General features: G+C 34.4%; 26 protein-coding genes. 20 read left to right on the forward strand and 6 right to left on the reverse strand.

Annotation, left to right across the window (positions count from 1 at the left end):
* Positions 1 to 230: 230 nt before the first annotated feature.
* From JNUCC72_RS00645 to JNUCC72_RS00675, 7 genes are all read left to right on the forward strand, one after another.
* Positions 231 to 1547: an MFS transporter gene (locus tag JNUCC72_RS00645; RefSeq protein ID WP_454143916.1), complete on the forward strand. Its 1317-nt coding sequence runs from the start codon at positions 231 to 233 to the stop codon at positions 1545 to 1547.
* 129 nt (positions 1548 to 1676) lie between these two features.
* Positions 1677 to 2870: a phosphopentomutase gene (locus tag JNUCC72_RS00650; RefSeq protein WP_454143918.1), complete on the forward strand. Its 1194-nt coding sequence runs from the start codon at positions 1677 to 1679 to the stop codon at positions 2868 to 2870.
* A gap of 17 nt (positions 2871 to 2887) precedes the next feature.
* Entirely contained in the window at positions 2888 to 3601 is a 714-nt protein-coding gene (gene deoD / locus JNUCC72_RS00655; RefSeq protein ID WP_454143920.1) for a purine-nucleoside phosphorylase, read from the forward strand.
* Positions 3602 to 3818: 217 nt separating this feature from the next.
* Positions 3819 to 4364: a hypothetical protein gene (locus JNUCC72_RS00660; RefSeq protein ID WP_454143922.1), complete on the forward strand. Its 546-nt coding sequence runs from the start codon at positions 3819 to 3821 to the stop codon at positions 4362 to 4364.
* Positions 4361 to 5203: a sulfite exporter TauE/SafE family protein gene (locus JNUCC72_RS00665; RefSeq protein ID WP_454143924.1), complete on the forward strand. Its 843-nt coding sequence runs from the start codon at positions 4361 to 4363 to the stop codon at positions 5201 to 5203. The genes JNUCC72_RS00660 and JNUCC72_RS00665 overlap by 4 nt, the downstream gene beginning before the upstream one ends.
* A gap of 1 nt (position 5204) precedes the next feature.
* Positions 5205 to 5573 carry a DUF1634 domain-containing protein gene (locus tag JNUCC72_RS00670; RefSeq protein WP_454143926.1) on the forward strand — a complete coding sequence of 123 codons (369 nt, stop codon included), beginning with the start codon at positions 5205 to 5207 and terminating at the stop codon, positions 5571 to 5573.
* An 80-nt stretch (positions 5574 to 5653) separates the two neighbouring features.
* Positions 5654 to 7177, forward strand: coding sequence for a glycosyltransferase-like membrane protein (locus JNUCC72_RS00675; RefSeq protein ID WP_454143928.1), 1524 nt, complete (start codon positions 5654 to 5656; stop codon positions 7175 to 7177).
* 24 nt (positions 7178 to 7201) lie between these two features.
* Here the strand turns inward: JNUCC72_RS00675 and nrdF are convergent, their stop codons facing one another.
* The 4 genes from nrdF to nrdH form a co-directional block, all read right to left on the reverse strand.
* The gene (gene nrdF / locus JNUCC72_RS00680) at positions 7202 to 8182 is read right to left on the reverse strand and encodes a class 1b ribonucleoside-diphosphate reductase subunit beta (protein WP_454143930.1); all 981 of its coding nucleotides are present in this window, start codon (positions 8180 to 8182) and stop codon (positions 7202 to 7204) included.
* Positions 8183 to 8257: 75 nt separating this feature from the next.
* Positions 8258 to 10423: a class 1b ribonucleoside-diphosphate reductase subunit alpha gene (nrdE, locus tag JNUCC72_RS00685; protein WP_454143932.1), complete on the reverse strand. Its 2166-nt coding sequence runs from the start codon at positions 10421 to 10423 to the stop codon at positions 8258 to 8260.
* Positions 10413 to 10781, reverse strand: a complete 369-nt coding sequence (gene nrdI / locus JNUCC72_RS00690) for a class Ib ribonucleoside-diphosphate reductase assembly flavoprotein NrdI (protein ID WP_339968173.1) — start codon at positions 10779 to 10781, stop codon at positions 10413 to 10415. Before nrdI ends, nrdE begins: the two co-directional genes overlap by 11 nt.
* Complete coding sequence (gene nrdH, locus JNUCC72_RS00695; RefSeq protein WP_454143934.1) at positions 10778 to 11011, reverse strand: glutaredoxin-like protein NrdH; 234 nt, start codon at positions 11009 to 11011, stop codon at positions 10778 to 10780. Before nrdH ends, nrdI begins: the two co-directional genes overlap by 4 nt.
* A gap of 447 nt (positions 11012 to 11458) precedes the next feature.
* On the opposite strand from nrdH, the gene JNUCC72_RS00700 reads away from it, so the two are divergent.
* The 3 genes from JNUCC72_RS00700 to JNUCC72_RS00710 all read left to right on the forward strand — a co-directional run bounded on the left by JNUCC72_RS00700 (position 11459) and on the right by JNUCC72_RS00710 (position 14501).
* Complete coding sequence (locus tag JNUCC72_RS00700; protein ID WP_454143936.1) at positions 11459 to 12427, forward strand: hypothetical protein; 969 nt, start codon at positions 11459 to 11461, stop codon at positions 12425 to 12427.
* 19 nt (positions 12428 to 12446) lie between these two features.
* Complete coding sequence (gene brnQ / locus JNUCC72_RS00705; RefSeq protein ID WP_454143938.1) at positions 12447 to 13763, forward strand: branched-chain amino acid transport system II carrier protein; 1317 nt, start codon at positions 12447 to 12449, stop codon at positions 13761 to 13763.
* A gap of 123 nt (positions 13764 to 13886) precedes the next feature.
* Positions 13887 to 14501 carry a hypothetical protein gene (locus JNUCC72_RS00710; protein ID WP_454143940.1) on the forward strand — a complete coding sequence of 205 codons (615 nt, stop codon included), beginning with the start codon at positions 13887 to 13889 and terminating at the stop codon, positions 14499 to 14501.
* A 31-nt stretch (positions 14502 to 14532) separates the two neighbouring features.
* Here the strand turns inward: JNUCC72_RS00710 and JNUCC72_RS00715 are convergent, their stop codons facing one another.
* Complete coding sequence (locus tag JNUCC72_RS00715; RefSeq protein ID WP_454143942.1) at positions 14533 to 14739, reverse strand: DUF2187 domain-containing protein; 207 nt, start codon at positions 14737 to 14739, stop codon at positions 14533 to 14535.
* A 194-nt stretch (positions 14740 to 14933) separates the two neighbouring features.
* On the opposite strand from JNUCC72_RS00715, the gene JNUCC72_RS00720 reads away from it, so the two are divergent.
* The 7 genes from JNUCC72_RS00720 to JNUCC72_RS00750 all read left to right on the forward strand — a co-directional run bounded on the left by JNUCC72_RS00720 (position 14934) and on the right by JNUCC72_RS00750 (position 20980).
* A complete protein-coding gene (locus tag JNUCC72_RS00720; RefSeq protein WP_454143944.1) occupies positions 14934 to 15641 on the forward strand; it encodes a C40 family peptidase in 708 nt (235 codons plus the stop codon).
* A gap of 208 nt (positions 15642 to 15849) precedes the next feature.
* A complete protein-coding gene (locus tag JNUCC72_RS00725) occupies positions 15850 to 16587 on the forward strand; it encodes an amino acid ABC transporter ATP-binding protein (protein WP_454143946.1) in 738 nt (245 codons plus the stop codon).
* A 13-nt stretch (positions 16588 to 16600) separates the two neighbouring features.
* Positions 16601 to 17425, forward strand: a complete 825-nt coding sequence (locus JNUCC72_RS00730; RefSeq protein WP_454143948.1) for a transporter substrate-binding domain-containing protein — start codon at positions 16601 to 16603, stop codon at positions 17423 to 17425.
* Positions 17422 to 18063, forward strand: coding sequence for an amino acid ABC transporter permease (locus JNUCC72_RS00735; protein WP_454143950.1), 642 nt, complete (start codon positions 17422 to 17424; stop codon positions 18061 to 18063). The genes JNUCC72_RS00730 and JNUCC72_RS00735 overlap by 4 nt, the downstream gene beginning before the upstream one ends.
* A gap of 17 nt (positions 18064 to 18080) precedes the next feature.
* Positions 18081 to 18734, forward strand: coding sequence for an amino acid ABC transporter permease (locus JNUCC72_RS00740; RefSeq protein WP_454143952.1), 654 nt, complete (start codon positions 18081 to 18083; stop codon positions 18732 to 18734).
* A 100-nt stretch (positions 18735 to 18834) separates the two neighbouring features.
* On the forward strand, positions 18835 to 19734 hold the full coding sequence (locus JNUCC72_RS00745) for an ABC transporter ATP-binding protein (protein WP_454143954.1): 900 nt from the start codon (positions 18835 to 18837) through the stop codon (positions 19732 to 19734).
* Complete coding sequence (locus tag JNUCC72_RS00750; protein WP_454143956.1) at positions 19727 to 20980, forward strand: ABC transporter permease; 1254 nt, start codon at positions 19727 to 19729, stop codon at positions 20978 to 20980. The genes JNUCC72_RS00745 and JNUCC72_RS00750 overlap by 8 nt, the downstream gene beginning before the upstream one ends.
* A 27-nt stretch (positions 20981 to 21007) precedes the next feature.
* Here JNUCC72_RS00750 and hflX read toward each other — a convergent pair whose 3' ends face one another.
* Complete coding sequence (gene hflX / locus JNUCC72_RS00755; protein WP_454143958.1) at positions 21008 to 22276, reverse strand: GTPase HflX; 1269 nt, start codon at positions 22274 to 22276, stop codon at positions 21008 to 21010.
* A 191-nt stretch (positions 22277 to 22467) separates the two neighbouring features.
* Between hflX and JNUCC72_RS00760 the strand changes: the two genes are divergently transcribed.
* The 3 genes from JNUCC72_RS00760 (at position 22468) to JNUCC72_RS00770 (ending at position 26022) form a co-directional block, all read left to right on the forward strand.
* A complete protein-coding gene (locus JNUCC72_RS00760; RefSeq protein ID WP_454143960.1) occupies positions 22468 to 23226 on the forward strand; it encodes an ABC transporter ATP-binding protein in 759 nt (252 codons plus the stop codon).
* A gap of 14 nt (positions 23227 to 23240) precedes the next feature.
* Positions 23241 to 25115 (forward strand): FtsX-like permease family protein, encoded by a 1875-nt coding sequence (locus JNUCC72_RS00765; RefSeq protein ID WP_454143962.1) that lies wholly within the window; start codon positions 23241 to 23243, stop codon positions 25113 to 25115.
* A gap of 151 nt (positions 25116 to 25266) precedes the next feature.
* Positions 25267 to 26022 (forward strand): ABC transporter ATP-binding protein, encoded by a 756-nt coding sequence (locus JNUCC72_RS00770; protein WP_454143964.1) that lies wholly within the window; start codon positions 25267 to 25269, stop codon positions 26020 to 26022.
* Position 26023: the final 1 nt, after the last annotated feature.

Genomic DNA, 26023 nt, shown 5'->3' on the forward strand with positions numbered 1-26023 from the left:
TGTTTGAAATAGCATATAATGAATTTATGCGATGAGTCGAAAAAGTACAGCGATGTACAATTTCAAGCAACGAAGACACCTAGTGTTCAATCACAGCACAGGAAGTGCGGAGTTGAAAAGTAGATGTGAACTGCTTTTCACATCTTATCTTGATAAGATGCTTCATTTTAATCACCTAACGTTTTTAACGTTAGGTGATTTTTTTATTTAACTACAAAGGAGGCGTAATCATGACTAATTCTCAAAAAAATAGCATGATGGGGTTATTTTTAACCAGTTTATTGATAGCTTTGATAACAGAAACATTTTTAAATAATGCGTTATTTGCTGTAATGCAAACATTTGACGTATCATCTTCAGTCGTTCATTGGCTGAGTTCACTTTATATTTTGGTGTTGGGGTTGATGATCCCAACTTCAGCATTTATCTTTTATAATTTCTCGACGCGACTAATTTACGTTACAATGATGGGATTATTTGCTATAGGTTCTTTAATTTGTTTAGTATCACCTAATTTTTATATTCTGCTTTTAGGGAGAGTTTTACAAGCAATTGTTGCGGGGACTTTAATGCCACTCGTTCAAAATGTTGTGCTAGTAATCTATGAAAAAAGCCGTAGGCCTTTTATTTTTGGATTAGTCGGGATGATTATTGCAATTGGTCCAGCTATCGGACCAGTTTTATCAGGATTTGTTTTACACTATACTTCTTTTAGAAGTTTATTTTTAATTGTCTTTATTTTGAGTTTGGTTTTATTTATTTTAGGGTTTAAATTAATTTTTGATATCAGTCCACATGAAGAAAGAAAACTGGATTTTAAATCTTTAGCCTATTCAACGCTTGGATTTGGGCTATTACTATCCTCATTATCATTGATGGGCGAACATCATCAAGTGGACTTGATGACAGTAGCTATGCTAGTGCTTGGAATTGTAATTTTAACTTTGTTCTGTCGCAGACAACTAACAATCAAAAACTATTTGATGAACTTGCGTGTCCTTAAAAATAAGACGTTTACACTGCCAATGCTGTTAGCATCTATCTGTAACTTCTCACTACTTGGTGTTGAACTAGTTATTCCATTATATCTACAACAGGCAAATAATTTAGATGCTTTGACAACTGGACTAATTTTACTACCAGGATCACTACTACTGGGTGTTATCAGTCCATTCTCAGGTCGTTTATATCAAAAATTTGGGTATAAAAAGTTAGCAATCGTTGGATTTTCAATTCTAATTTTAGGAACATTACCTTATTTAATGATTGAATCATTATCATTAGTCGCGATTACAATCTTTTATATGATTAGAATAGGTGGGCTTGGATTAGTCTTAATTCCATCACTACCTCACGCTATGGAACACTTGAACAAGGACTATACAGTCGATGGTAATGCAGTCTTTTCTACGATAAGAGAAATTGCCGCAGCACTTGGAATGACAGTTTTGATGACGTTACTGGCTTTGAGCCATTTCTTATCATTCATAGTAGCTGTTGCAATTGCAGCAATTGGCCTAGTGATCGCCTTGTTTTTTGTTAAATAATTCGGGTATTTATGTAAAAAACGCGCAAAAAACCAACTTTTTTGTTAAAATAAAGGTATATTCAAAAATGTTTCAGATAAAATCCGAACATTTTATGAAATGAGTTTAAAAATTTTTGGAGGCCAATACATGACTCAGTTTAGACGTGTTTTTGTTATTGTGCTTGATTCCGTTGGAATTGGACAAGCGCTCGATGCACAAAAATATGACGATGAAGGTGCCGATACTTTAGGTCATATTGGAAGTGGCTATCAAGGTCACTTTGAACTAAAAAATTTACAAAAATTAGGATTATCAAACATTAGACCAGACAATCCAATTGCTAATGTTCCAATTGCCGCAAGCCCCTTAGCAAGTTTTGGTAAGATGCAAGAAGTTTCGGTTGGAAAAGACAGTATGGATGGACACTTTGAAATGATGGGTCTACCTGTGACTGAATCACTTGGCTTTTTCCCTGATGGATTTGATGATGCATTAATCAAAAAAATTGAAGATTACAGCGGACGCAAAGTGATTGTAAACAAACCTTACTCAGGAACAGAAGTTATTGAAGAGTACGGTGAACATCAACTCAAGACAGGTGATTTGATTGTTTATACTTCAGGTGATTCTGTTTTACAGATTGCAGCTAATACGGCTATCATGCCGCTTGAAGAATTGCATGATCTTTGTCGTTACGTGCGTTCAATCACGATTGATGCACCTTACCGTATTGGTCGCGTAATTGCACGTCCTTATGTCGGAACAAACAAGGATAACTTCGAACGTACGAGTGATCGTCATGACTATGCGTTACTACCTGAAAAACCAACTGATTTAGACCGTTTAAAAGAAGCAGGGTATGAAGTGATTGCTGTTGGAAAAACAGAAGACATCTTTAGTGGTCAAGGAATTACTGAAGGCTTCCATACAACAAGTAATATGGATGGTATGGACAAAGTGATTGAGTTAAGCGACCGAGAGTTCAGAGGATTCTTATTTGCGAACCTTGTTGATTTTGACGCGATGTATGGTCACCGCCGTAACATTCAAGGTTATGGGGATGCTTTAATGGACTTTGATCGCCGACTAGGTGAATTACTACCTTTACTTAAAGAAGATGATTTGCTAATGATTACAGCGGACCATGGTAATGATCCAGGATTTAAGGGAACTGATCATACACGTGAATTTGTACCATTACTTGCTTACAGTCCATCATTGATGGGTGGTCAAGATTTGGGTACACGTCAAACATTTTCTGACTTAGGTCAAACAATTTTAGACAACTTTGACGTTAAAGGAACAGAACACGGGACAAGCTTTTTAAACCAATTAAAATAATACGGGGGATTAATACTATGGCAACACCACATATTCAAGCTGAAAAAGGCGAAATCGCATCAATTGTACTTCTACCAGGAGATCCATTGCGTGCTAAATTTATCGCAGAAAACTTTTTAGAAGATGCAAAACTATATAACAGTGTGCGTAACACATTTGGTTACACAGGAACTTACAAAGGTGTTGAAATTTCTGTTCAAGCAACAGGAATGGGAATGCCTTCAATGAGTATCTATGCTAATGAATTAATGCGCGATTACGGTGTTAAAACTTTAATTCGTGTCGGAACAACAGGTTCTATTCGTGAAGAAGTTAAAGTTCGTGACATTGTTATTTCACAAGCTGCAAGTACAGATTCAAACATTATCCGTACAACTTTTGGTGATGGTATTTTCTATGCACCTATTTCAGATTTTGGTTTATTACGTAAATCTGTTGAGTTAGCTGAAGAAGAAGGCTTAACTTATCATGTTGGGAATACATTTGGTGAAGATCGTTTCTACAATGACGAAATGAACAAAGACAAATTACGTGAATACAACCTATTATGTCTTGAAATGGAAATTCCAGCATTATACATGCTAGCCGCAAAATACAACTGCCGTGCGTTAGGTATCTTGACTGTAAGTGATCACTTAATCACAGGTGAACAAACTAGTTCAGATGAACGCCAAGAAGGTTTTGGTAAAATGGTAGAACTAGCACTTGAAACTGCTATCCAAGCTCAATAATATAAAACAAAAAAGTCCTATATTTGTTATAGGGCTTTTTTTATTGGCTAAATTTAAAAGTGTTATCTTGAGTAATTATTTTTTGCCTTTCAAATAAAATTTCACAAACAAAATTTGCATATCTGATAGTCGTAGGGTATTGTGAATATTGCGATAAGTTGTTTTGGTGACAGGGATGCCAACTTATTAATAATACAAATAAAGTAGGGTTGTTCAATTGGAAATGAACGTATTAAATTTTGTCGAATTGATAAAAGAAGATAAATATCAAAAACAATTAACTACAATGAAACGTAGTGAATTAAACAAAACAAAACTTAAAAAATTTGTTCACGAAACTCTGATGGATGTTGCAGAAAATCTTAATTCTGGCTATATGTCACAACATCAACTTCACCTAGAAGGTCGTAGACCTCTAACTGTGGGAGTTGAGACAGGAATTGTTAATTTACCATATGAGAATGTCGATAAGGTCACTAAAATTATGACGGAAGAAGATAACCGTGAAGTTGCTGTTTATATGACAGCTAGTTCAGATTTTTTAAACAAGTCAGGATTTAGAATTGATCAATTGGCAACAGCTGATGATTTTATTGCTAATGAAGAAAGTTTTGAAGAGCCAATGATTGCTTGGATCGAGACACAAATTCAATTAGTTAAAGATTATCAAGTTGAAGAACCAAAAAAAGCAGAACCTAAAAAAGAAACAAAGAAAACGGCGAAAAAGTCGACTAAAAAAACAACAAAGAAGGCTAAAAAATGATTACACAAGTTTTGCTGATGATGCTGGTTGGAATTGTTGCCGGAACTTTAGGATCAATTCTTGGAATTGGTGGGGGAATGATTATCACCCCATTTTTAACCATTGCTTTAGGATTAGATATTAAGTACGCGATTGGTGCGAGTGTTATTGCTGTTATTGCAACAAGTTCTGGAGCTAGCGTTGCTTATTTGAAAGATGAGCTATTAAATCTTCGTGTTGCCATGTTTTTAGAGTTGGCTACTACAACAGGGGCAATTATTGGAGCAGTCTTAACGGGACTGGTACCTTCTAGCTTCTTGTCAGTTCTATTTGGGCTACTACTTGTTTATTCAGCTTACAATATGTATCGCAAATTACGTAACAAACAAAAAAATGTTGTTCAAAATGAAGATGATAAGTGGTCTAAGAAGCTAAAATTGAATGGCCAGTACTATGACCATCAAGCTCAAAAAGAAGTCTCATATGCAGTTAAAAATGTTCCTGGTGGATTTGCTATGATGACGGGTGCAGGATTTGCAAGTGGACTGCTTGGAATCGGTAGTGGTGCTTTTAAAGTGATTGCAATGGATACAATTATGAAAATGCCACTTAAACCTTCAACAGCTACCAGTAATTTGATGATGGGAGTTACAGCTGCAGCTAGCGCGACTGTTTATTTCTTTAATGGGTCAATGCGATTTGATATTGCAGCACCACTGGCATTAGGTATTTTATTGGGTGCTATGATTGGATCTCGTATTATGGTTCACTTAAAACCAAAAGTAATCAGAATGATTTTTATTCCTATTATTTTATATATGGGAATTCAGATGGCACTTAAAGGATTCGGGGTGATGTAAGATGAACGACAAACAAAAAGAAATGCAAGATGTTGAACTTTTAATAGGTAAGATTTTAAGAGTGGGTGTCATTATTGCAGCGATTGTGATGGCGCTAGGTGTTTTATTGCTGTTAATTCAAGGTAACAGTGGTTACGCAGACAATAACATGCCAGCTAGTTTGTCTGAGGTCTTCATGGGATCAGTTGCATTAAAACCCTATGCAGTGATGGCCTTAGGAATCTTATTGTTGATCTTAACACCTGTCTTAAGAGTTGTTATTTCAATATATGCCTTTTTTAAAGAATCAGATTATTTATATATGTGGATAACTTCGATCGTATTGGTTATTTTAATTATTTCAATGATTGTTGGTTATCTAGGCAAATAAACCCGTGACAAATCGCCCTAAGAGGTCTTTAATAAAATTATGGAGGGGGACTTCATAATTATTATTAGGGGGGATTAATCTTGCCACGAGTATATCGTAGTGTTAGATTTTTTATTTTATTAATTATACTTATTTATATTGCTAACTTTTTACCAAAAATAATGGCACAATTTCAGAGTTTACCTTATCCGGGAAAACTGACGATGATAGTGTCTTTGTTTTTGGTAATTTTATTAGCTGGGATAGTTTTACTTGCCATCAAATTCAGGCAAACGCGTTTAACTACTAAAGCTTATTGGTATATTGTTTTTGGAATAACTGGTATTGCTTTTGTATGGCAATTATTTTTGATTCACGAAGTAGCGTTGGATATAGAAGGATGGGATCCTTGGACAATTTTTCAATGGATAACCGGAAATGGAGACGTTTATCCTAACTATTTTTCTTATAATCCTAATAACATGATGACGATGTATATGTACCAGTTCACAAACATTGTAACTAATTTGTTTGGTAGACAATTAAGCTGGCTGGCACTCGATAGAATGAATATGATTGTTATTCTGATAGCTAGTTTGTTATTTGCCTACATTGCTAAAAAGCTACTCTCATCAATAGCCGCACTGTTTTCGGTGGGATTATTTTCAATCTATTTCACCTTTTCACCATTGTCAGTGGTTCCGTATTCAGACACATTATCACTACTGCCTGCACTATTAACCATTGTGCTACTTTTATTAGCGAAGCATTACCAAAGTCAAAAAGTTTTTTGTGCATTGCTAGTAGTTGTAGCAGGTCTTATGGCATCAGTTAGTTACTATACTAAAGCCTCTTCAGTCATTTTCTTTATTGCATTCTTGCTAGCTAGTGCGATTAATTTGCTTAAAACACGCCATTTTAGCTTGTTTAAAATCGAATTGCTAGGATGTTTACTAGTGGGATTTTTGGCTGGATTTTACGGCATTAAAAAAATCAATCAGGTTCAAACCATCGTGGCATATAATAGTACGCTGGCGACACCTATGACTCATTATCTAGCTATAGGAGCCTCTGAAAAAGGATGGTGGAATCAACCCGATCAAGATTTTACACGTTCTTTTGAAAGTTATAGCGAGCGTTCACAAAAGAATATGGATAAATTTGTTCAAAGAGTTACTGACAGAGGATGGGATGGTTACATTGACTTCTTAAAATATAAAAATGCGATTACTTTTAATGATGGCACACTGGGGTGGTATGAAGAAGGTGGCGGAAAAGTCGTCAATGATACCCCTTCAAAAGCTAACAGTGAAAAAAATAATTTACGAAAGTTTTTGTATGGTCAAGGGTCAAAAACAGCTGTTACTAAGTGGTTTGCACAAGTCATATGGTTAGTTCTGTGGATTATCGTAACCTGTTCGATTGCTAGCTTGTTTAGGAAGCAAACCTCATCGCTGTCGACAGATTGGCTTACACTGACTGTGCTAGGCGGTTTTATCTTTTTATCATTATTTGAATCAGGAAGAGGACGATATGTGATCCAATTTTTACCTTATTATTTCCTTCTAGCTGGATATTTGGTTAATAATTTTAAAAGCAAAATAAAAAAACATACTCAAAAATAATTGAGTATGTTTTTTGTTTGGTAATTATTTGTCGTTATCTAAACCGATGTTGTAATCGTCATCTCTCATAGCGGAAACGTGACCTAATAGGTAACCGTTACCAACTTGTGAGAAGAAGTCGTGGTTTGATGTTCCGGTTGATAAGCCGTTCATCACGATTGGATTAACATCTTCATCAGTATCAGGGAAGAGTGGGTTTTGACCTAAGTTCATCAAAGCTTTGTTAGCATTGTAACGAAGGAAAGTCATAACGTCTTCTGTCCAGCCGATTTCATCGTAAAGATCTTGTGTGTAAAGTGTTTCGTTTTCGTAAAGTTTGTACAATAAGTCATACATCCAGTCTTGCATTTCTTCTTGTTCTTTTTCACTTAGTTCATTAAATCCAAGTTGGAACTTGTAACCGATGTAAGTTCCGTGAACAGATTCATCACGGATAATCAATTTAATGATTTCAGCCACATTAGCTAACTTGTTGTTACCCAAGTAGTAAAGTGGTGTGTAGAATCCAGAGTAGAATAAGAAAGTTTCAAGGAAAACACTAGCAACTTTCTTTTGAAGAGGGGAGCCATCTTGATAGATATCATTAATGTATTTTGCTTTTTTCTGCAAGTATTCGTTGTGGTCTGTCCAATCAAAAATCTCTTTAATTTCTTCGTTAGTATTCAAAGTACTAAAGATTGAAGAGTAACTTTTAGCATGAACAGATTCCATAAATTGAATGTTGTTTAAAACAGCTTCTTCTTTTTGAGTACGAACATTTTCTTTTAATTTAGCCATACCATCTTGAGATTGAAGTGTATCAAGTAAAGTTAGTCCACCAAAAACATGACCAACTACTGTCTTTTCTTCAGGTTTTAGTGTACGCCAGTCGTCTAAGTCATTAGATAATGGGATACGTGTATCTAACCAAAATTGTTCAGTTAGTTTTTCCCATGTAGCTTTATCAATAGTATCTTCAATTTCATTCCAGTTTATCGCTTTATAATAATTATCTACTTGTTCCAAAATATCATCTCCATAGGGGGTTTTAGACTTTAATTATAAATAAAACAGCTAAAGGCTGTCTAGCTGTTTTATCGGTTAAATACTACAACTTTCACATTCATTAGAGCCAACTTCTTGTGAGTCGTCTGTAAAAGTACGTACGTAATAAATTGATTTAATACCTTTGTAGTAAGCATAGTTACGTAGGATGCTCAAATCACGTGTGGTTTGTTCTTCTTCTTCTTTCCATTCGTACAATCCTTCAGGAATTGTTGAACGTAAGAAGAGTGTTAAACTCATCCCTTGATCAATATGTTGTTGAGCCACAGCATAAGTGTCAATAACTTTACGCATATCTGTATCATAAGCTGAAGTGTAGTATTTAATTGTTTCGTTATCCAAGTGAGGTGCAGGGAAGTATAATTTACCATTTTTCTTCTCTGTACGTTCTTCAATTAGACGAGTAATTGGGTGAAGGCTAGCACTAGTATCGTTAATGTAAGAAATTGAACCTGTTGGGGCAATCGCTAAACGATAAGCATTGTAAAGGCCATCTTGTTGGATAGCTTCTTTTAAATCTTGCCAGTCTTGTTGAGATGGAATCATAATCCCATCAAATAATTGTTTTACACGATCTGATTTTGGTGCAAAACTTTGAGTTAGGTATTTATCAAAGTATTCACCTGTTGCATAAGTTGATTTTTCAAAATCGTGGAAAGTTTGTTTTCTTTCGCGAGCAATTTGGTTACTTTCAGCTAAAGTCCAGTAATTTAGTAGCATGAAGTAAGTATCCACAAACTCTAAAGCCTCTTTTGAGCCATAGTGAATATGTTCTTTAGCTAAGAATGAGTGAAGTCCCATAGCACCAAGACCAATTGAATGACTTAATTGGTTTCCTTTAGCAACAGTAGGAACAGCTTCAATATTTGAAGTATCTGAAATGAAAGTCAAAGCACGAGTCATCGTTTTAACTGATTTTCCAAAGTCAGGACTTGTCATTAAGTTACCAATGTTTGTTGAACCAAGGTTACAGCTAATATCAGTTCCCATTTGTTCAAACTCTTGCTTATCGTTTAAGATGGCAGGTGTTTGAACTTGTTGGATTTCAGAACATAAGTTACTCATGATAATTTTACCGTCAACAGGGTTTTCACGGTTAGCAGTGTCCACATTTAAAATATAGGGATAACCCGATTCTTGTTGAAGTTTTGAAATCTCATTTTCAAGTTCACGAGCTTTAATCTTATATTTGCGAATTTCATCATTTTGAACCATATTGTCATACTCTTTTGTAATATCAACATATGAGAAAGGTTCGCCGTAGATGCGTTCAACATCGTAAGGGCTGAATAGGTACATATCTTGGTTAGTACGTACAAGTTCATAATATTTGTCGGGAACCACAACACCTAAAGAGAGTGTTTTAACACGGATTTTTTCATCAGCATTTTCTTTTTTAGCTGACAAGAATTGGATGATGTCTGGATGGAAAACGTTTAGGTAAACAGCACCAGCACCTTGGCGTTGGCCCAATTGGTTTGAGTATGAAAATGAATCTTCAAGTAACTTCATAACGGGAATAACACCACTAGAAGCACCTTCGATTCCTTTGATTGGGGCACCAGATTCACGTAAGTTTGACAGTGCAATCCCAACCCCACCACCAATTCGTGATAGTTGAAGTGCTGAGTTAATTCCACGCCCAATACTGTTCATATCATCAGTCATTTGGATTAGGAAACAAGAAACAAATTCTCCACGACGTTTTTTACCAGCATTTAAAAAACTAGGTGTTGCAGGTTGGTAGCGTTGACTAACCATTTCATCAGCTAAAGCTTCTGCAAGTTTTTCATCGCCGTTTGCGTAATAAAGGGCATTAAAAAAGACCCTATCGATGAAGGTCTCAAGATAATAAGCACCATCGTTAGTTTTTAAAGCATATTGATTATAAAACTTGTAAGCTGCCATAAATGATTTGAAACGGAAGTTTGCATCTTCCATTCTCTTATGCAAGTTTTCTAGAAAATCTTGAGAGTATTGTTCTAGAAATTCAGCCTCAATGTAGTCATGTTCAATTAAAAAGTCTAATTTTTCTTTTAAGTTATTAAATTGTTTAACATTAGGAATTACATTTTCGTGGAAGAAAGCCTTCAAGGCTTCTTTATCTTTATTAAGTGGGATTTGATTATCAACAGGACGGTTTACCTCGTTGTTTAAAACAAAGTAAGAAATGTCACTGATATTTAAATCTTTAAGACTCATATTCTTTCACAACTTTCTTGAATTCTTCGACATCTTTGTTGGTGCCATTAAATTCAAAATCAAAAATAATAGGAACGTCATAGTGTTCTGAAATTTTCTTAGCAGTGTGAAGGTAAAGATGGTTAAAGTTCTTGTTACCACCACCAGCAACACCTACTAAGTTTTCAGCATTGGAGCCATAATCCAAGAACTCAAGAATACTTTCAACAAGTTCTAGTTCATATGACGGCACAATTAAGATAAAAGGTTCATTCATCTCATGAAATGGATCTTCATCACTAATTTCATAAGAAGGTAAATCTAACTTCTTCATAAATCTTCTGGTTTGACCAGTTAATGTGTAAAAAGCTAATTTCATGATAAAACCAAGTCTTTCACTTTGTTAGGTGCAAAACCAACAATAGGATCTTGATCAGGTGAGAAGAAAACAGGTACGCTACGGTAACCTTGGGCTTTTAGTTCTTCTAAAGCCTTTGCATCTTCATCAACATTAACTTCTTTAAATTCGATACCTTTTTGAGCAAGCAAACGTTTCATCATTTTGCACTGCATGCAGTTGTTTTTAGTGTACATGATTGATTCTGTCATGATAAAAATCCCCCTAGAAATTATTAAATGCCCATTAAATGCGACGATAATGGCCATTTGAAAGTGTATTTTGAAAATTAAATACCCCACAATATCTTGTGGGGATCAAGGTAACTCAATACCTCATGATGTAGATTGTGCGATGATTACCGTCTAAAGTCAAGCAATAATTTGAATAAAAAAAGGTTGACAGACATCAAAAGGTAATCCCAATATCTTTACAGAGTTTAGATAAAAATTTTAATTAATTGCATCTGTAAAATAATGACTTTTGTGCTGAGCCACAATAGTAAATTTAAGTAAAATTTTTGGTAAATGTCAACCTGTTTATACGGATATCAAAAGATACCATAAATAAATGAGACAAAAGTAGATAATAGCTAGACTTTAGTTTGTTATCTATTTTATAATTTTATGTGAGTGCTAAATTGAGGGAGTTTATAATATATGAAAAAGTTTTTAGTATCAGTTTTAAAGGCGACATCTTTACTAGTGATTGTATTAGTTGTGATGTTTGGTGCCTACAAAGGTTCTCGATTTGTGGCTGCTCATCAAAAGAAAAGTGTCGTTAGTGATATGTACACAAAAGCTAGAACTAATGACAGTTTGAAATCAGGAGAGAACTTAACTTATCATCTAACTAAATTAGGGCAAGAGTCATTGCAACCTGATTTATATTTTGATAAGACTAAAAATCACACAGATCAAATGGCCTATACCTCGCAAGAAGGTGGTATGCTATATCAACATAGTGCTGGACAGATACAAATCCCATCAGACATTTCTGCAGGACATATTTTAGAAATCAAAACACCATTTTATATTGATTCTTTTTCAGATGATGCAACATTAATATTTGAAGATTCGGAAGGACAAACGTTAACCTATAACGGGACAAATTTTAACAGCGATTGGAATTATCGTAATCAAGGGTTAGTACGCGTGCTAACAGGGACTAACTTTGACAAGGATCGTTTGATTAATGATTCTGAGTTCATGAAGAAAAATGCAGGAAAAACGATTAGTTACCGTTTTGATAACCCTCAATATATGATGGCTTCAAAAAAAGCGCTACAAGATAGTCAATTAACTAAACATAAAAATGTTGAATTAAATCGTTCTGAAATTTCAAAAGAAAAACCGTTTACTTATCACTTTAATACATCTAGTGAAAATATCGAAGCTTTAGATTTTAAAGTTTACAATCAAGATGATGATGACATTACAAATAAATTTAAAGTTGCGATTGACTCTAAAAAGATAGAAAATCATACAGATTATAGTCAAACGCTAACTATCACACAAGTTGGCGATTTAGCAGAAAAAGACCAAAAAATTAAAATTGTGATGCCCTTATACGGTCATTTCATTACGTCAGTCTTTTATGCAGGAGACAAGTTACCAATCATTCAATAAAATTCTTAGAGGTAAAAAAATGAATACAAAAAAAGTAACAATTCAGCAAACTTTGCTGATTGGTTTAATGACTTTTGGTCTTTTTTTTGGAGCAGGGAATTTAATATTCCCTGTTTTTTTAGGTCAACAAGCACAGTCTAATTATCTGCCAGCCTTTTTAGGCTTTATTTTATCTGATTGTGGTTTTATTTTAATCGGAATTGCAAGCTTATGTTTAAGTCAAACATACCATTTCAAAAAATTAATGACCAAATTAGCGCCCATTCCTGGAAAATTATTTGGGACGCTACTTTATTTGGTGATTGGACCGCTGATTTTATTACCTAGGTTAGCTAGCGTATCGTTTGAAATGGGATTAGGTAGCTTTATACCTGAACAATATTATTTGCTCGTAATGGCAATATACACAGCAGGGTATTTTGTGATTGTGTATCGATTAAGTCAACAATCACGTAATATTGTCAACATTGTTGGAAAGGTTTTTACACCATTATTATTGATAACATTAGCTATTGTTTTTGGATTAGTATTTATTTTTAAAATGGGTGATTCGATCCAGCCGCTTAACGTAACTTATCAGACTAACCCGATGCTTCAAGGATTTTTAGATGGATACAACACGATGGACGCATTGGTTTCGGTCATTTTTGGATTTATTATTGTTAAAGCTTATCAAAATCTTGGAATAAGTGATGCTAAACAGTTGGCCATAGAAAGTCTAAAAAGTAGTCTAGTAGCAGTAGTTTTGATTACATTTGTTTATTTTGGATTAGTTTATTTGGGTGCAACTAGCTTGGCTATTATGGATCCGATGACAAACGGTAGTCAAATTTTAGTTAAAGTTGTTCATCACTACTTAGGGGATGCAGGTGGACTGTTGTTGATGGTTATTGTAATTTCTGCAACTTTAAAGACCGCGATTGGCTTGATGTCTTCCTTTGAACAGGGATTGAGCGAGATTTACCCTAGAATAAATTCGGGTTACTTCAATAAAGCGAGTGCAATCTCATCATTTGTGATTGCCATGTTTGGCTTGAATTTCATCTTGATGTATTCTAACTATTTATTGAACTTTGTTTATCCCATCGTTTTTATTTTGATTCTCATTATGTTTATTTCACCAAAATTTGGAAATCAAGCAGCCTATTATCGATTTTCTGTTGCGTTTGCGATATTGCCAATTATTTGCAATGTGTTGGCATTAGCAAATCCTGGTGGTCAATTTGATTTTATTAATCAATATATTCCGCTTGGGTCAATGGGTTTTGGATGGTTATTGCCAGCAATTTTAGGTTACGTTATAGCCTTAATTAGGCTACAAAAATCGAAAAGTTAGCGATTGTTACATAATTGTAATTGTTTAAAGGGGGTTTTGTAACCTGTTTGTTACATTCGTTCGTTACAATGGTTTCTGTTATTTAAAATAAAAAAACAAAAACATTATTTCGGAGGAATTTCCTTGAAAAATTTAAACAATAAGACAATTAAAACGATTTTTGCGAGTTTGATTGCGGTTTTAATGGTTATTATTGCAAAACCAACACAATCAAACAACGTACAAGCTGCCTCAAAAGGCGAAAATGTAGCAGTTAATTATGTACCTGGATATGGTATTGCCGTTTGGAACGGATACATTGAAGGGTCACTAACTGGACAATATTTAAGTCATGGAACAACATGGAGAGTGACGAATACAGCAACAGATACAAGTGGTAACTTGTGGTACGACTTAGGTGTTAATCAATGGATTGACAGTCGTTATACTCAAAATGCAGTGGCTGTTTCTCAAGCTGCTGAACAAACTTCAAATCAAGGAACATTTAAACTAAGTTTTTATGATCCAAAAGTTTTAGGCTCAAACATGGGTTACAGCGGTGTTGCTGCTAACTTGTCAGTATTTCCAAAAGGAACTAAATTAAAGATTACATTATCTGATGGTACTGTATGGTACCGTACGGTAAATGATACTGGTGGTTTTGCTTACAGTAATCCTCGTCAATTAGATGTTGCGATGCCAAACTATGCTATTCCATCAGCAGGAATCTTGTACGCTAATGTTCAAGTTATCTATTAAAAAAAAGACTAGCCACTGGCTAGTCTTTTTTTTATTTTAACTTGATGTTTTTAAGGTTTACGATAATTTTCTTGTTTAGTTCCATAACATTGTTATCGTCTTCTTTATCGTTATCAGTAATTGTTAACATAACTGAATTTTCATAAATCTTTTCAATTGTGCCTGAAAATGGCTTTTTCATATCTTCTTCAACTTTTGCTTTAACATTTTGGCCAACGGCTAGTTTTTCTTTATCCATATTCATCCATCCTTTTTATGAATTTTAACACATACTATATAAGATAATAAACTTGAGTTGTAATTTCAATGATAATAATTGTAATACTATCGGATTATCTCTGTAACATAATTGAAACATTCTTTAGATATAATGAATTCATCGATTAAGAAATCAAACATTAAATTTAAAAACAATTATCGGAGGATTCACTTTTGAAGAACTTTACTAAACGACTATCAACAATTACATCAGCAGCATTTCTTGGAATTGCCGGAGTAGCAGCTGTAAATAGTATGGACAATGACGCTAACCAACAGGTACAAGCTGCTGAAGTTAACCAAACTGTTCAAATCAACTATGTTTCAGGTTACTCTGTAGCCGTTTGGAATGGTTACCAAGGTGGAAGCGTAACAGGCCAAACATTACCACATGGTTCACAATGGAAAGTAACAAACAAAACTTACGACTACCAAGGCAACTTATGGTACGATTTAGGAAACAACCAATGGGTTAAAGGTCAATACGTTGCGGATGCAGGTGCTGTTTCTCAAGCTTCATCAAGTCAAGTACAATCAGTTATTAACATGGCTCAAGCACAAGGTGGAATTCCTTATGTATGGGGGGGAAAAACTCCTGCTGGATTTGACTGTTCAGGTTTAATGCAATATGTATTTGCTCAAGCAACTGGTCGTCAAATTGGTGGTTACACAGTAGCTCAAGAATCAGCTGGACGTAAAGTATCAGTATCACAATTACAAGCTGGAGATTTAGTATTCTGGGGTAGCCAAGGAAACTCATACCACGTTGGTTTATACATTGGAAATGGTCAATACATCCATGCACCTCAACCAGGTGAAGGCGTTAAAACTTCAAGTATTTCATCATACTTCATGCCTTCATTCGGTGTACGTGTACTTTAATATCGCTAATAAATATATATAATTTAAATTTAATGTTGAAAAGTTTTAAAAAGACCGCTGTTGCGGTCTTTTTTTTTATAGTCAATTCGAATAATTATGTAAAATTATGTAAACATTAGTATTTTATAGTATAATGATGTGAGTAACATGATAATTTAAGCCAATGTTAATTTGAACTTTGGTAAGAGATAGAAAGGGATGTAACAAAATGTCATTGATTAGCTTCAAGAACGTTGGGAAATCATATGGAGAGTTTAAAGCATTGAAAAATATCAATTTAGATATTGATCAAGGACAAATTGTTTCTATTATAGGACCTTCTGGATCAGGGAAGAGTACACTACTTAGAACGATGAATGGACTCGAAGAAATTAACGAAGGTCAATTAATTGTTGATTGCCATGATTTATCCAACCCTAAAGTCGATATCAACAAATTAAGAAAAGATGTTGGGATGGTTTTCCAACACTTTAACTTATACGCTAATAAAACAATTTTAGAAAATATTACATTAGCCCCTCGAATCGTACTAAAAGAAGATGCAAAAAAAGCAGAACAAACAGCATTAAAACTACTAGAAATGGTTGGTTTAAAAGACCAAGCAAATAAATATCCTTCACAATTATCTGGTGGACAACAGCAAAGAATTGCTATTGCGCGTTCACTTGCAATGAAACCAAAGGCTATTTTGTTTGATGAACCGACAAGTGCACTTGATCCTGAAATGATTGGTGATGTTTTGAATGTTATGAAAGAAGTAGCAGGTCAAGATATGACAATGATTGTGGTTACGCATGAAATGGGATTCGCAAGAGAAGTTGGCGATCGAATCATTTTTATGGATAGTGGTCAGATTCTTGAAGATTCAAATGATCCAAAAGCCTTTTTCAAAAAACCAAAAGAACCGCGTGCACAGCAATTTTTAAGTAAAGTTATTGGTCATTAGGAGTGTGAAAAGTATGCCAAAAGTACTCAAAAAATTAGGCGCTTTAGGTGTTATTTTAGTCCTAGGATTATTAACGACCGCTTGTGGACAAAGTTTAGCACAGCAAAGCGTTGTTGAAAGAGTTGAAAAAACTAAAACGATAACTTGGGGTGTCAAGGGTGACCAAAAGTTATTTAGTTTAATTAATGTTGAAAATGGTCAATATGAAGGATTTGAAGATGACTTAGCACAGCTATTATCTAAAAAGGCATTTGGTGATGATGTAAAAGTTGAGTTTGCAACTGTAACTAGTTCAAGCCGAGTTCCAATGCTGAAAAATGGAAACGTGGATGCTTTGATTTCAACCATGACAATTACACCTGCTCGACAAAAACAACTCGATTTTACACAGTCTTATTTTAACGCCGGACAATCTCTGTTAGTGAAAAAGGGAAGCCCAGTAAAAAGTGTGAAAGATTTAGACAGTTCTAAGACAGTTTTAGGAATGCAAGGGTCGAACTCTGTTGTGAATGTTAAAAAAGCAGCTCCAGAGGCTAATATCTTAGAGTTAAGTGATTTAGCCCAAGCCTTTACAGCACTTAAATCAGGTCAAGGTGATGCGTTGACTTCAGATAACGGTATTTTATATGGATTAGTTGCTAATAACCCTGATTACGAAGTAGTGGGCGGAGCCTTTACAACAGAACCATATGGAATTGCAGCTAACAAAGGCCAAGAAGCCTTTGTAGATCGATTGAATAAAGCACTGACACAGGCCAAATCAGACGGTAGTTATGACCAATTGGTCAACAAATGGTTTGGATCAATTCCAGGATTTGAGGTGAGCCAAGTTAAATGATTACGATTATACAAGAACATTTACCACAGTTAATGACAGGACTATTAAATACGATTCTTTCTAGTTTAATTGCTTTAGTTGGTAGTTTGATTTTAGGAACGATATTTGCCCTTTTTGAAATCAGTCCTAATCGACTATTACGTTTTATTGGAAAAGCCTATGTTGAAATTTTCCGTAACATTCCATTATTAGTAATTGTTTTGATTTTTTATATTGTGATTCCAATGTATGTTATCAAAATTGATGGATTCATGGCTGGAAGTATCGGGTTAACGATTTATACTTCAGCCTTCATCGCTGAAGTTGTTAAAGCTGGTATTTTGAGTATTGGCAAGGGACAGATGGAAGCCGCTCGTTCTAACGGTATGAGTTATTTGCAAGCGATGTGGTACATTGTATTACCTCAAGCGTTTAAAGTGGTGATTCCGCCTTTAGGTAACCAGTTTATTAACTTAGTTAAAAACTCTAGTATTTTAGCGTTTGTGGCAGGGGCAGACTTGATGTACCAAGCTAACAGTATTGCTTCTACAACATTCCAAACCAACCAAACCTATTTAATTATTGGTGTACTATATCTTATTTTGACGATGCCATTGAGTTACTACATGCGTCATTTAGAAAAGAAAATAACTAACTAAGTGGAAGGAGTGAGTCAATGAACTGGTCAGGAGCTTATACTTGGATTAATTTAAATTACTTGTTACAAGGATTGTGGATTACAATTCAAGTTTCTGTAATTTCAATTATTTTAAGTTTTATATTTGGTGCAATACTTGGCATTATTCGTTATAGTCGAGTCCCTAAATTATCCGCATTTGTCGGATTCTTAGTTGATATCGTGCGTAATCTGCCATTACTATTAATTATATTTTTCAGTTACTTTGGATTACCACAAATCGGTATTCGATTTAGTACATTTTCAGCAGCAATTTTTGCATTTACAATTTTTGAGTCTGCTATGTTAGCTGAAATTTTTAGATCTGGACTGGAAGCTGTGGATAAAGGGCAGACTGAAGCCGCTCGTTCTAATGGGATGTCTTACTTACAAACGTTGAGATATATCGTTTTTCCACAAGGATTGAAGAAAATGATCTCACCGATTGTGAGTCAGTTTATCTCATTAGTTAAAGATACGTCACTTGCAACGATTATCTTGTTGCCAGACTTGATGCAAAGAGCACAGGTGATTTATGGACAAGATACAAATTACATGATTCCAATTTTCATTTTAGTGGCGGTAACTTACTTCGTTGTGAACTATGTATTGTCACTATTTGCAGGATTCATTGATCGTCGGTTAAAAAATTAAAGATTTTTAAATATATTATTAATGTTTCAATCAAAAAACACGTTCTATGGTAAGATGAACGTGTTTTTAATATATCTATAGGAAAGAGAGTTACACAATTATGTTGGAGTTTGAAAATGTAACCAAAGCATTTGGTGACATTACAGCTGTCCAAGACCTATCTTTCAAAATTGAAGAGGGTCAAATTATGGGGTTAATTGGACAAAATGGGGCTGGAAAAACCACGACTTTCCGTTTGCTATTAAAGTTTTTAAAAGCAAATGAAGGTCAAATTTTTTGGAACGGTCAAGAAATTAGTGCTAATGATTATAATATTATCGGATATTTACCTGAAGAAAGAGGATTATATCCCAAACTATCAATTCGTGATCAATTAATCTTTTTTGCCGAATTAAAAGGAAAAAAACGTAAAGAAATCGAACCTAAAATTGATTACTGGATGGAGAAATTTCAAGTCAAAGGAAATAAAAAAGACAAACTGAAAAAGTTATCTAAAGGAAATCAACAGAAGGTTCAATTGATTGCAACATTATTGCATGATCCAAAACTTGTTATCTTAGATGAACCTTTCAGTGGACTTGATCCTGTCAATTCAGGAATCTTGCAAGATGGTATTTTAGAACTGAAAAAACAAGGGGCATGCGTTATTTTCTCAAGTCATAATATGAATAACGTTGAACAGATTTGTGATCATTTAATTATGCTAAAGAGTGGTCAAACAGTTCTAAAAGGTAAGGTATCTGAAATCCGTCGTTCATTTGGACGTACGAGAATCTTTTTAGAATCTGATTTAACACCGCAGGATGTTTTAGACGTCGAAGGTGTAAAAAATGCATTCGTTCATGAAGATGGTGTGTTAGAAGTTGTTTTAACAGATGAAAAAGCAGGAAAAGCTATTTTTGATTTAGCAACAAAAAATGGTTATATTCCAATGTTTAATCAACAACCACCAACACTTGAAGAAATCTTTAGAATGAAAGCAGGTGCACCAAATGAATAAAACATGGATTATTGCACGTAATGTGTTTATGAAAAATGCCAAAACTATTTCGTTTTGGATTATGATTATTTTACCGATATTAGTATTTGTACTTTCAGCAAGTGTCGGATTTTTTACAGCGGGTTCGATGTCCCAATCAGATTCAAAACCTAATGAATCAACAAAAATTGCCGTTGTCACAACAAATGAACAAACAAAAGAAACATTAAAATCCTTTAATCAAGATTTTCAACCAGTTGGTTCGATTGATGAAGCTAAAACAGAATTAAAAGATAAAAAAATACAGGCTTATGTGGATTTTGACCAAGTCAATAATTTAACAATTATGACTGACAATGCTAATAATGAGATTATACAAAAACTATCGGGAATTGTGACACAAGCTCAAAGTTATTTAACTGCTAAGCAAGCTGGCATTTCAGATCAACAATTAGCGACTTTGAGCCAGCCCGCAACGGTTCAGTTTAAGGATATCAATGATGCTGAAACGCTGGCACAAGCACTATCTAATCCTGAGATTAAGAAATCAGTTTATAATTTTGTTGCTATGGGCTCTGTAATTATCTTGTTTTTTATTGTGATAGCTTTTGCTAATATTGTTGTACAAGAAATTGCTTCGGAAAAAGGCACTCGAATCATGGAAGTACTTGTTTCAAGTGCACCTGCTAAGCAACACTTCTACGGCAAAATCATCGGAGTGATAATGATGGTTGCCGTTTATGTTGGTTTTTATGGCATTCTTGCAGCGATTGGCTTAACCTATTTTAAAGATAATGAAATTGGAAGTTTTATTATTAATGAAGTCATTGCAACACCTTTCTTTATGTCTGTTATCATATTTATGTTAGTGGCTATCATTTATACTATTGTTATCGCAGCTATTTTAGGATCTTTATCATCTAAAGCAGAAGATGGGCCTAAAATGGTAGCACCTCTAAGTTATATTATTTTAATATGTTATTTAGCAGCGATATACTCGATGAGTGGCAATAATATTATTACTCAGTTTTTATCCTATATACCACTAGTTTCATCATTTTTAGCTCCTGCTAAAATCGGAATGGGATTCATGAGTATGGGGCTGGGAATAGCGTCTCTTCTGATTTCAGTCGTATTTTTGATATTAATCACTTACTTCGGTGGAAAATTATATGCGTCAAATGTTCTGATGTATAGTGACCAATCAGTTTGGAAACGCTTAGCGAACTCAATTAAATTTATCAAACGTGAAAATCAAGTCAAATAAAAAAACTCACCTTTTAAGGTGAGTTTTTTATTTGAGATAATCTTTCAACCAAATTTTATCGTTTGGATTAATAACAGCTTTAATATAGAAATCAGCTTCTTTAATTTCTTGAGAAATAATTTCTGTTTTTCCTTGTAAGTAGGATAAAGTTTTACCATCTGTAGCAGGAATAATTAAATCAACAGTTTCGTAATCTTTGAAAATTTGTTTTTGGATAAATTCTGAAAATTGCAAAATTGATGGTTTTTCGATTGCTGAGTAGATAATTTCATCGCTGTTAATTTGAGGATAAGGGGTATCTGTTTTATCAGCTTTATTGAAGGCTAAAATCATTGGGATTTTATCAGCGCCAATTTCTTTTAGCACTTCTGCGGTAGTAGCCATCATTTCTCGGTAGTTAGGATCTGAGTAATCGACAACTTGTACGATTAAATCAGCTTCTTTAGCTTCAAGTAGCGTTGCTTTGAACGCTTCAACCAGGTTGTGAGGTAAGCGGCTAACGAATCCAACAGTATCACTCAAAATAAATTCTCGATGATGTGGCAAACGAATATGACGAACACTCGTATCAAGTGTGGCAAACAACATGTCTTTTTCAAAAACAGCCTTATCCTCCTGATTCTTAGTGAATGCTTTAATCAAAGCGTTCATTGTTGAAGATTTGCCTGCGTTAGTATACCCAACTAAAGCAACTTTAGGTAAATCACTTTTTTGACGTTCCTTGCGTTGAGTAAGTGTTGTTTGTTCAATTTCTTCAAGTTGGCGCTTAATTCTGGTGATTTCTTTTTGGATTGTTCGGCGGTTAATTTCAAGTTTAGTTTCACCAGCACCACGGTTAGCAAACCCTGAACCACCGCGTTGTTGATCAAGCGTGTTTTCTGAAGGGTGCAAGCGAGGTAAAGCGTACTGTAAGCGAGCTAAGTTAACTTGCAAGGTTGCTTGTTTTGTTTTGGCGCGTTGAGCAAAAATTTCTAGAATTAACTCAGTTCGGTCAATCACATTCAATCCAGTTATCTTTTCGATATTTCGAATTTGAGTGGGCGTTAATTCATCATTTAAAACGACAGTTTGGACATCTTTGTGTTCACATAATTGTTTTAATTCTTCTAGTTTACCTTTACCAAAGTAAGTCCCTGCAACAGGATTATCTAGTTTTTGTGTGATAGTTGAAACTACTGTCATGTTGTTGGCAAAAACCAGTTCTTTCAGTTCTGAAATTGCGTAATCAAAATTGAATTTTTGTGCATCAACACCAGCAACGACAACTTTAGTTTTTTCAATATTATTTGTGAGCATTAAGTCACCTCATCTATTAATTTTAGTATTCTCATCATAACTAATCTAACGAAAAAAAGCGAATAAAACGCTAAAAAGTCACTATCTTACAATTTTGTAAGTTTTTTTGATTAATTTGTAAGGTGAATAAATGTATTCAAAGTAATGTGAATGGTATGATTATCATGTAAAAAAATTAGGAGGCTAATAAAATGTCAAACGACCAAATTGTAAAAGTACAAAATATAAATAAAATTTACGGCAAACGTAACGAAAAAAAATACCAAGCACTAAAAGATATTAACTTCTCAGTAGATAAAGGTGAATTCATCGGAATTATGGGGGCATCAGGTTCGGGTAAAACAACCTTACTAAACTTATTGTCAACATTAGATAAACCAACAAGTGGTCATATCTACATCAACAATCAAGATATTACGCAACTTCAAAAAAATGGGATGGCAGATTTTCGTGGACGTGAAATTGGATTTATCTTCCAAGACTTCAACTTACTTGAAAACTTATCTTGCCGCGAAAATATTGCACTACCATTATCACTACAAAATGTTTCATCAAGAAAGATTAAACCAAAAGTCGAAAAAATTGCTAAAAAATTAGGTATTTTCCAAATTTTAGATAAATATCCATCAGAAATTTCAGGTGGGCAAAAACAACGTGTGGCAGCTAGCCGTGCGTTAGTTCATGAACCTTCAATCCTATTTGGAGACGAACCAACAGGTGCGCTTGATTCAAAAAGTGCAAAAGAACTATTGAATACAATGCAACAACTGAATGAACAAGATGCTGTATCAATTTTGATGGTGACTCACGATGCAGCAGCAGCTAGTTATGCACAGCGCATTTTATTTATTAAAGATGGTGAAATTCACCGTGAATTAAGACGTGGTCAAAACTCACGTTCTGATTTCTATCAAGAAATTATTCAAACACTAGGAACCTACGAACAGTAAGAAGGAGAGTTAAAATGTTATTCAAATTAGCATTATCAGGATTACGAAGTCGATTCAAAGACTATCTCGTCTTATTCTCTGGTCTAATTGTGACAAGTGCTATCTTCTACATGTTCTTGTCACTTTCGACAAATCCAGAGTTCTTGAATCAAAATCCAACAGTTAAAACAATCGGAAGCTTATTTATTATTGGTGATGTGTTACTTGCCATTATTACCTTAGTCTATGTGATTTATGCCAATGGTTTCTTACTTAGCATGCGGCAACGAGATTATGGCTTATTCATGATGCTAGGGGCTAACAGTTCAAAAATCGGAAACTTGATTTTTGTTGAAACTTTATTTTTGGGTGTTTTAGCAACAGTTGTTGGCTCAATAATCGGTGTTTTTGCGACTCAAACAGTGGCTGGAATATTAGTTAGCAACTTAGGACTATCAATTAACGGCTTTATAGGGCTACACATTCCAGCCGTATTATGGACAATTTTATTCTTCTTTGTGCTCTTCTTCCTAGCAGCCTTATTCAATAGAATTAAATTATCAACTATTCCTATTTTGTCACTATTAAAAGGTGATCAAAAACCTGTCAGCTACCGTCGTAACAAAGCATTGCTATTGCTACAAGCAATTATCGGGATTGGCGCATTAGCTGTTGCTTACTATATGATGTTCAATATTACTAAATATTCAACATTTGGTTTTTGGATTGCACTAATTGGCGTTGTACTGGGGACATTCTTAGTATTCAAATCATTCTTTACTGTCTTAATCGATGTATTGAGACGATGGAAAAGTTTGAATCATCGTGGACTTAACAACTTTACAATTAATCAATTGAAATTTAGAATTACTGATTATACCCGAATTTTATCAGTTGTTTCCATTCTATTTGCGATGGCAGTTGGTGCAATTACAGTGTCATTATCAATGCGTAATATGGCGTTTGATAATACAGAAAACGCCGCCTTTTATGACACAGCAATCTATAGTGACGAAGCCAGCGTAAAAGAAGCAGTGTCAAAATTACCCATTCAAGAACAAAGTACTTTCCACTACAAAGTTGATGGTAAAAATGTTTATGCTTTAGCTAGCGAGTCAAGTAGCCAATCTGTTAAGATGAAAACTTTTGATAATGAAAAATCTATCAATAGTGGACGAGCTGCTTATCGATTAGTTACTCACCAAGGTGAAGAAGCTAAAAACGATATTAATAATTTTATTTCATCAGCTTACAATGTTATTCATCCAGATAATCAGATTTGGGCTGGTGGGTTTGAGATTCCAAGTGATGTTCAATACAATTATGTTGATCAAGCTACCTTTAACAGCATTCCAGCTGAGGAACATGCCGTACAGTTAATTAAAACAACAGGTGGTATGCGTCAAAACTGGCGGACACTAACTGATATTGATAATTTACAATCAAGTCATTTAACAGATGTTGAGTCACGCAGTGGTATGGCCAATAATCAAGTTGGTGGTCAAGGAATTAGTTATTACAAAAATGTGAATTCATTCTTATCAAGTTTCCAATTTATAGGTATTTTCTTGGGTGTTGCGTTCTTGACTATGCTTGCTTCAATTTTGATTTTCAAAATTTTAAGTGGTGCACATCAAGATAAACAACGTTACCAAATGCTTGATAAAATTGGTGCTCGTCGTTCAGTGATGACCAAATCAATTGCTAAGGAATTAGCAGTCTTGTTCACACTTCCAGGCTTACTAGGATTAATCCATATGTTATTTGGACTTAAATTATTTGAAACATTAGTTCCTGGAATCTATGGTATGGCTTGGATGCCAATTATTATCTTCCTTGGATTATATTTCTTATACTACTTACTAACATTATCAATTTATCGCTCAATCGTCTTACGAAAAAGACAATAATAAAAAGCCAACGAAGAACGTTGGCTTTTTTATTTTGTGGACATCTTACAGTTTTGTAAGATTAGACCTCAAATTGTAAGGTAAATCGATGTGGCAACTTGTGCATAATTGTTAGCATGAACCTTGTAAAACAATTCAGGGGGGAACTAATATGGCAGAGCAAGTTGTAACTGTACATAACATCAACAAAATCTATGGAAAGCGTAATGAGAAAAAATATCAAGCACTTCAAAATATTGATTTCTCAGTCGAAGCAGGTGAATTTATCGGGATTATGGGGGCATCAGGATCAGGTAAAACAACTTTACTAAATCTGTTGTCTACATTAGATAAACCGACAAGTGGTCATATTGAAATTAATCATCAAGATATTACAAAGTTGAAGAAAAACCAGATGGCAGATTTTCGCGGACGAGAAATTGGTTTTATTTTTCAAGATTTTAATTTACTTGAAAACTTATCTTGTCGTGAAAATATTGCATTACCCTTATCACTACAAAATGTATCGTCAAAAGAAATTCGACCAAAAGTTGAAAAGATAGCGGTTAAGTTGGGCATATCAGAAATTTTAGATAAATATCCATCAGAAATTTCAGGTGGGCAAAAGCAACGTGTGGCAGCTAGTCGAGCGTTAGTTCATGAACCTTCAATCCTATTTGGAGATGAACCAACAGGTGCGCTAGATTCAAAAAGTGCAAAAGAATTACTGAATACAATGCAACAACTGAATGAACAAGATGCGGTATCAATTTTGATGGTGACTCATGATGCAGCAGCAGCTAGCTATGCACAGCGTATTTTATTTATTAAAGATGGTGAAATTCACCGTGAATTGAAGCGGGGACAACAATCACGTTCTGATTTTTATCAACAAATTATTCAAACACTTGGGACATATGAACAGTAGG

The organism is Holzapfeliella sp. JNUCC 72, assembly GCF_053668685.1.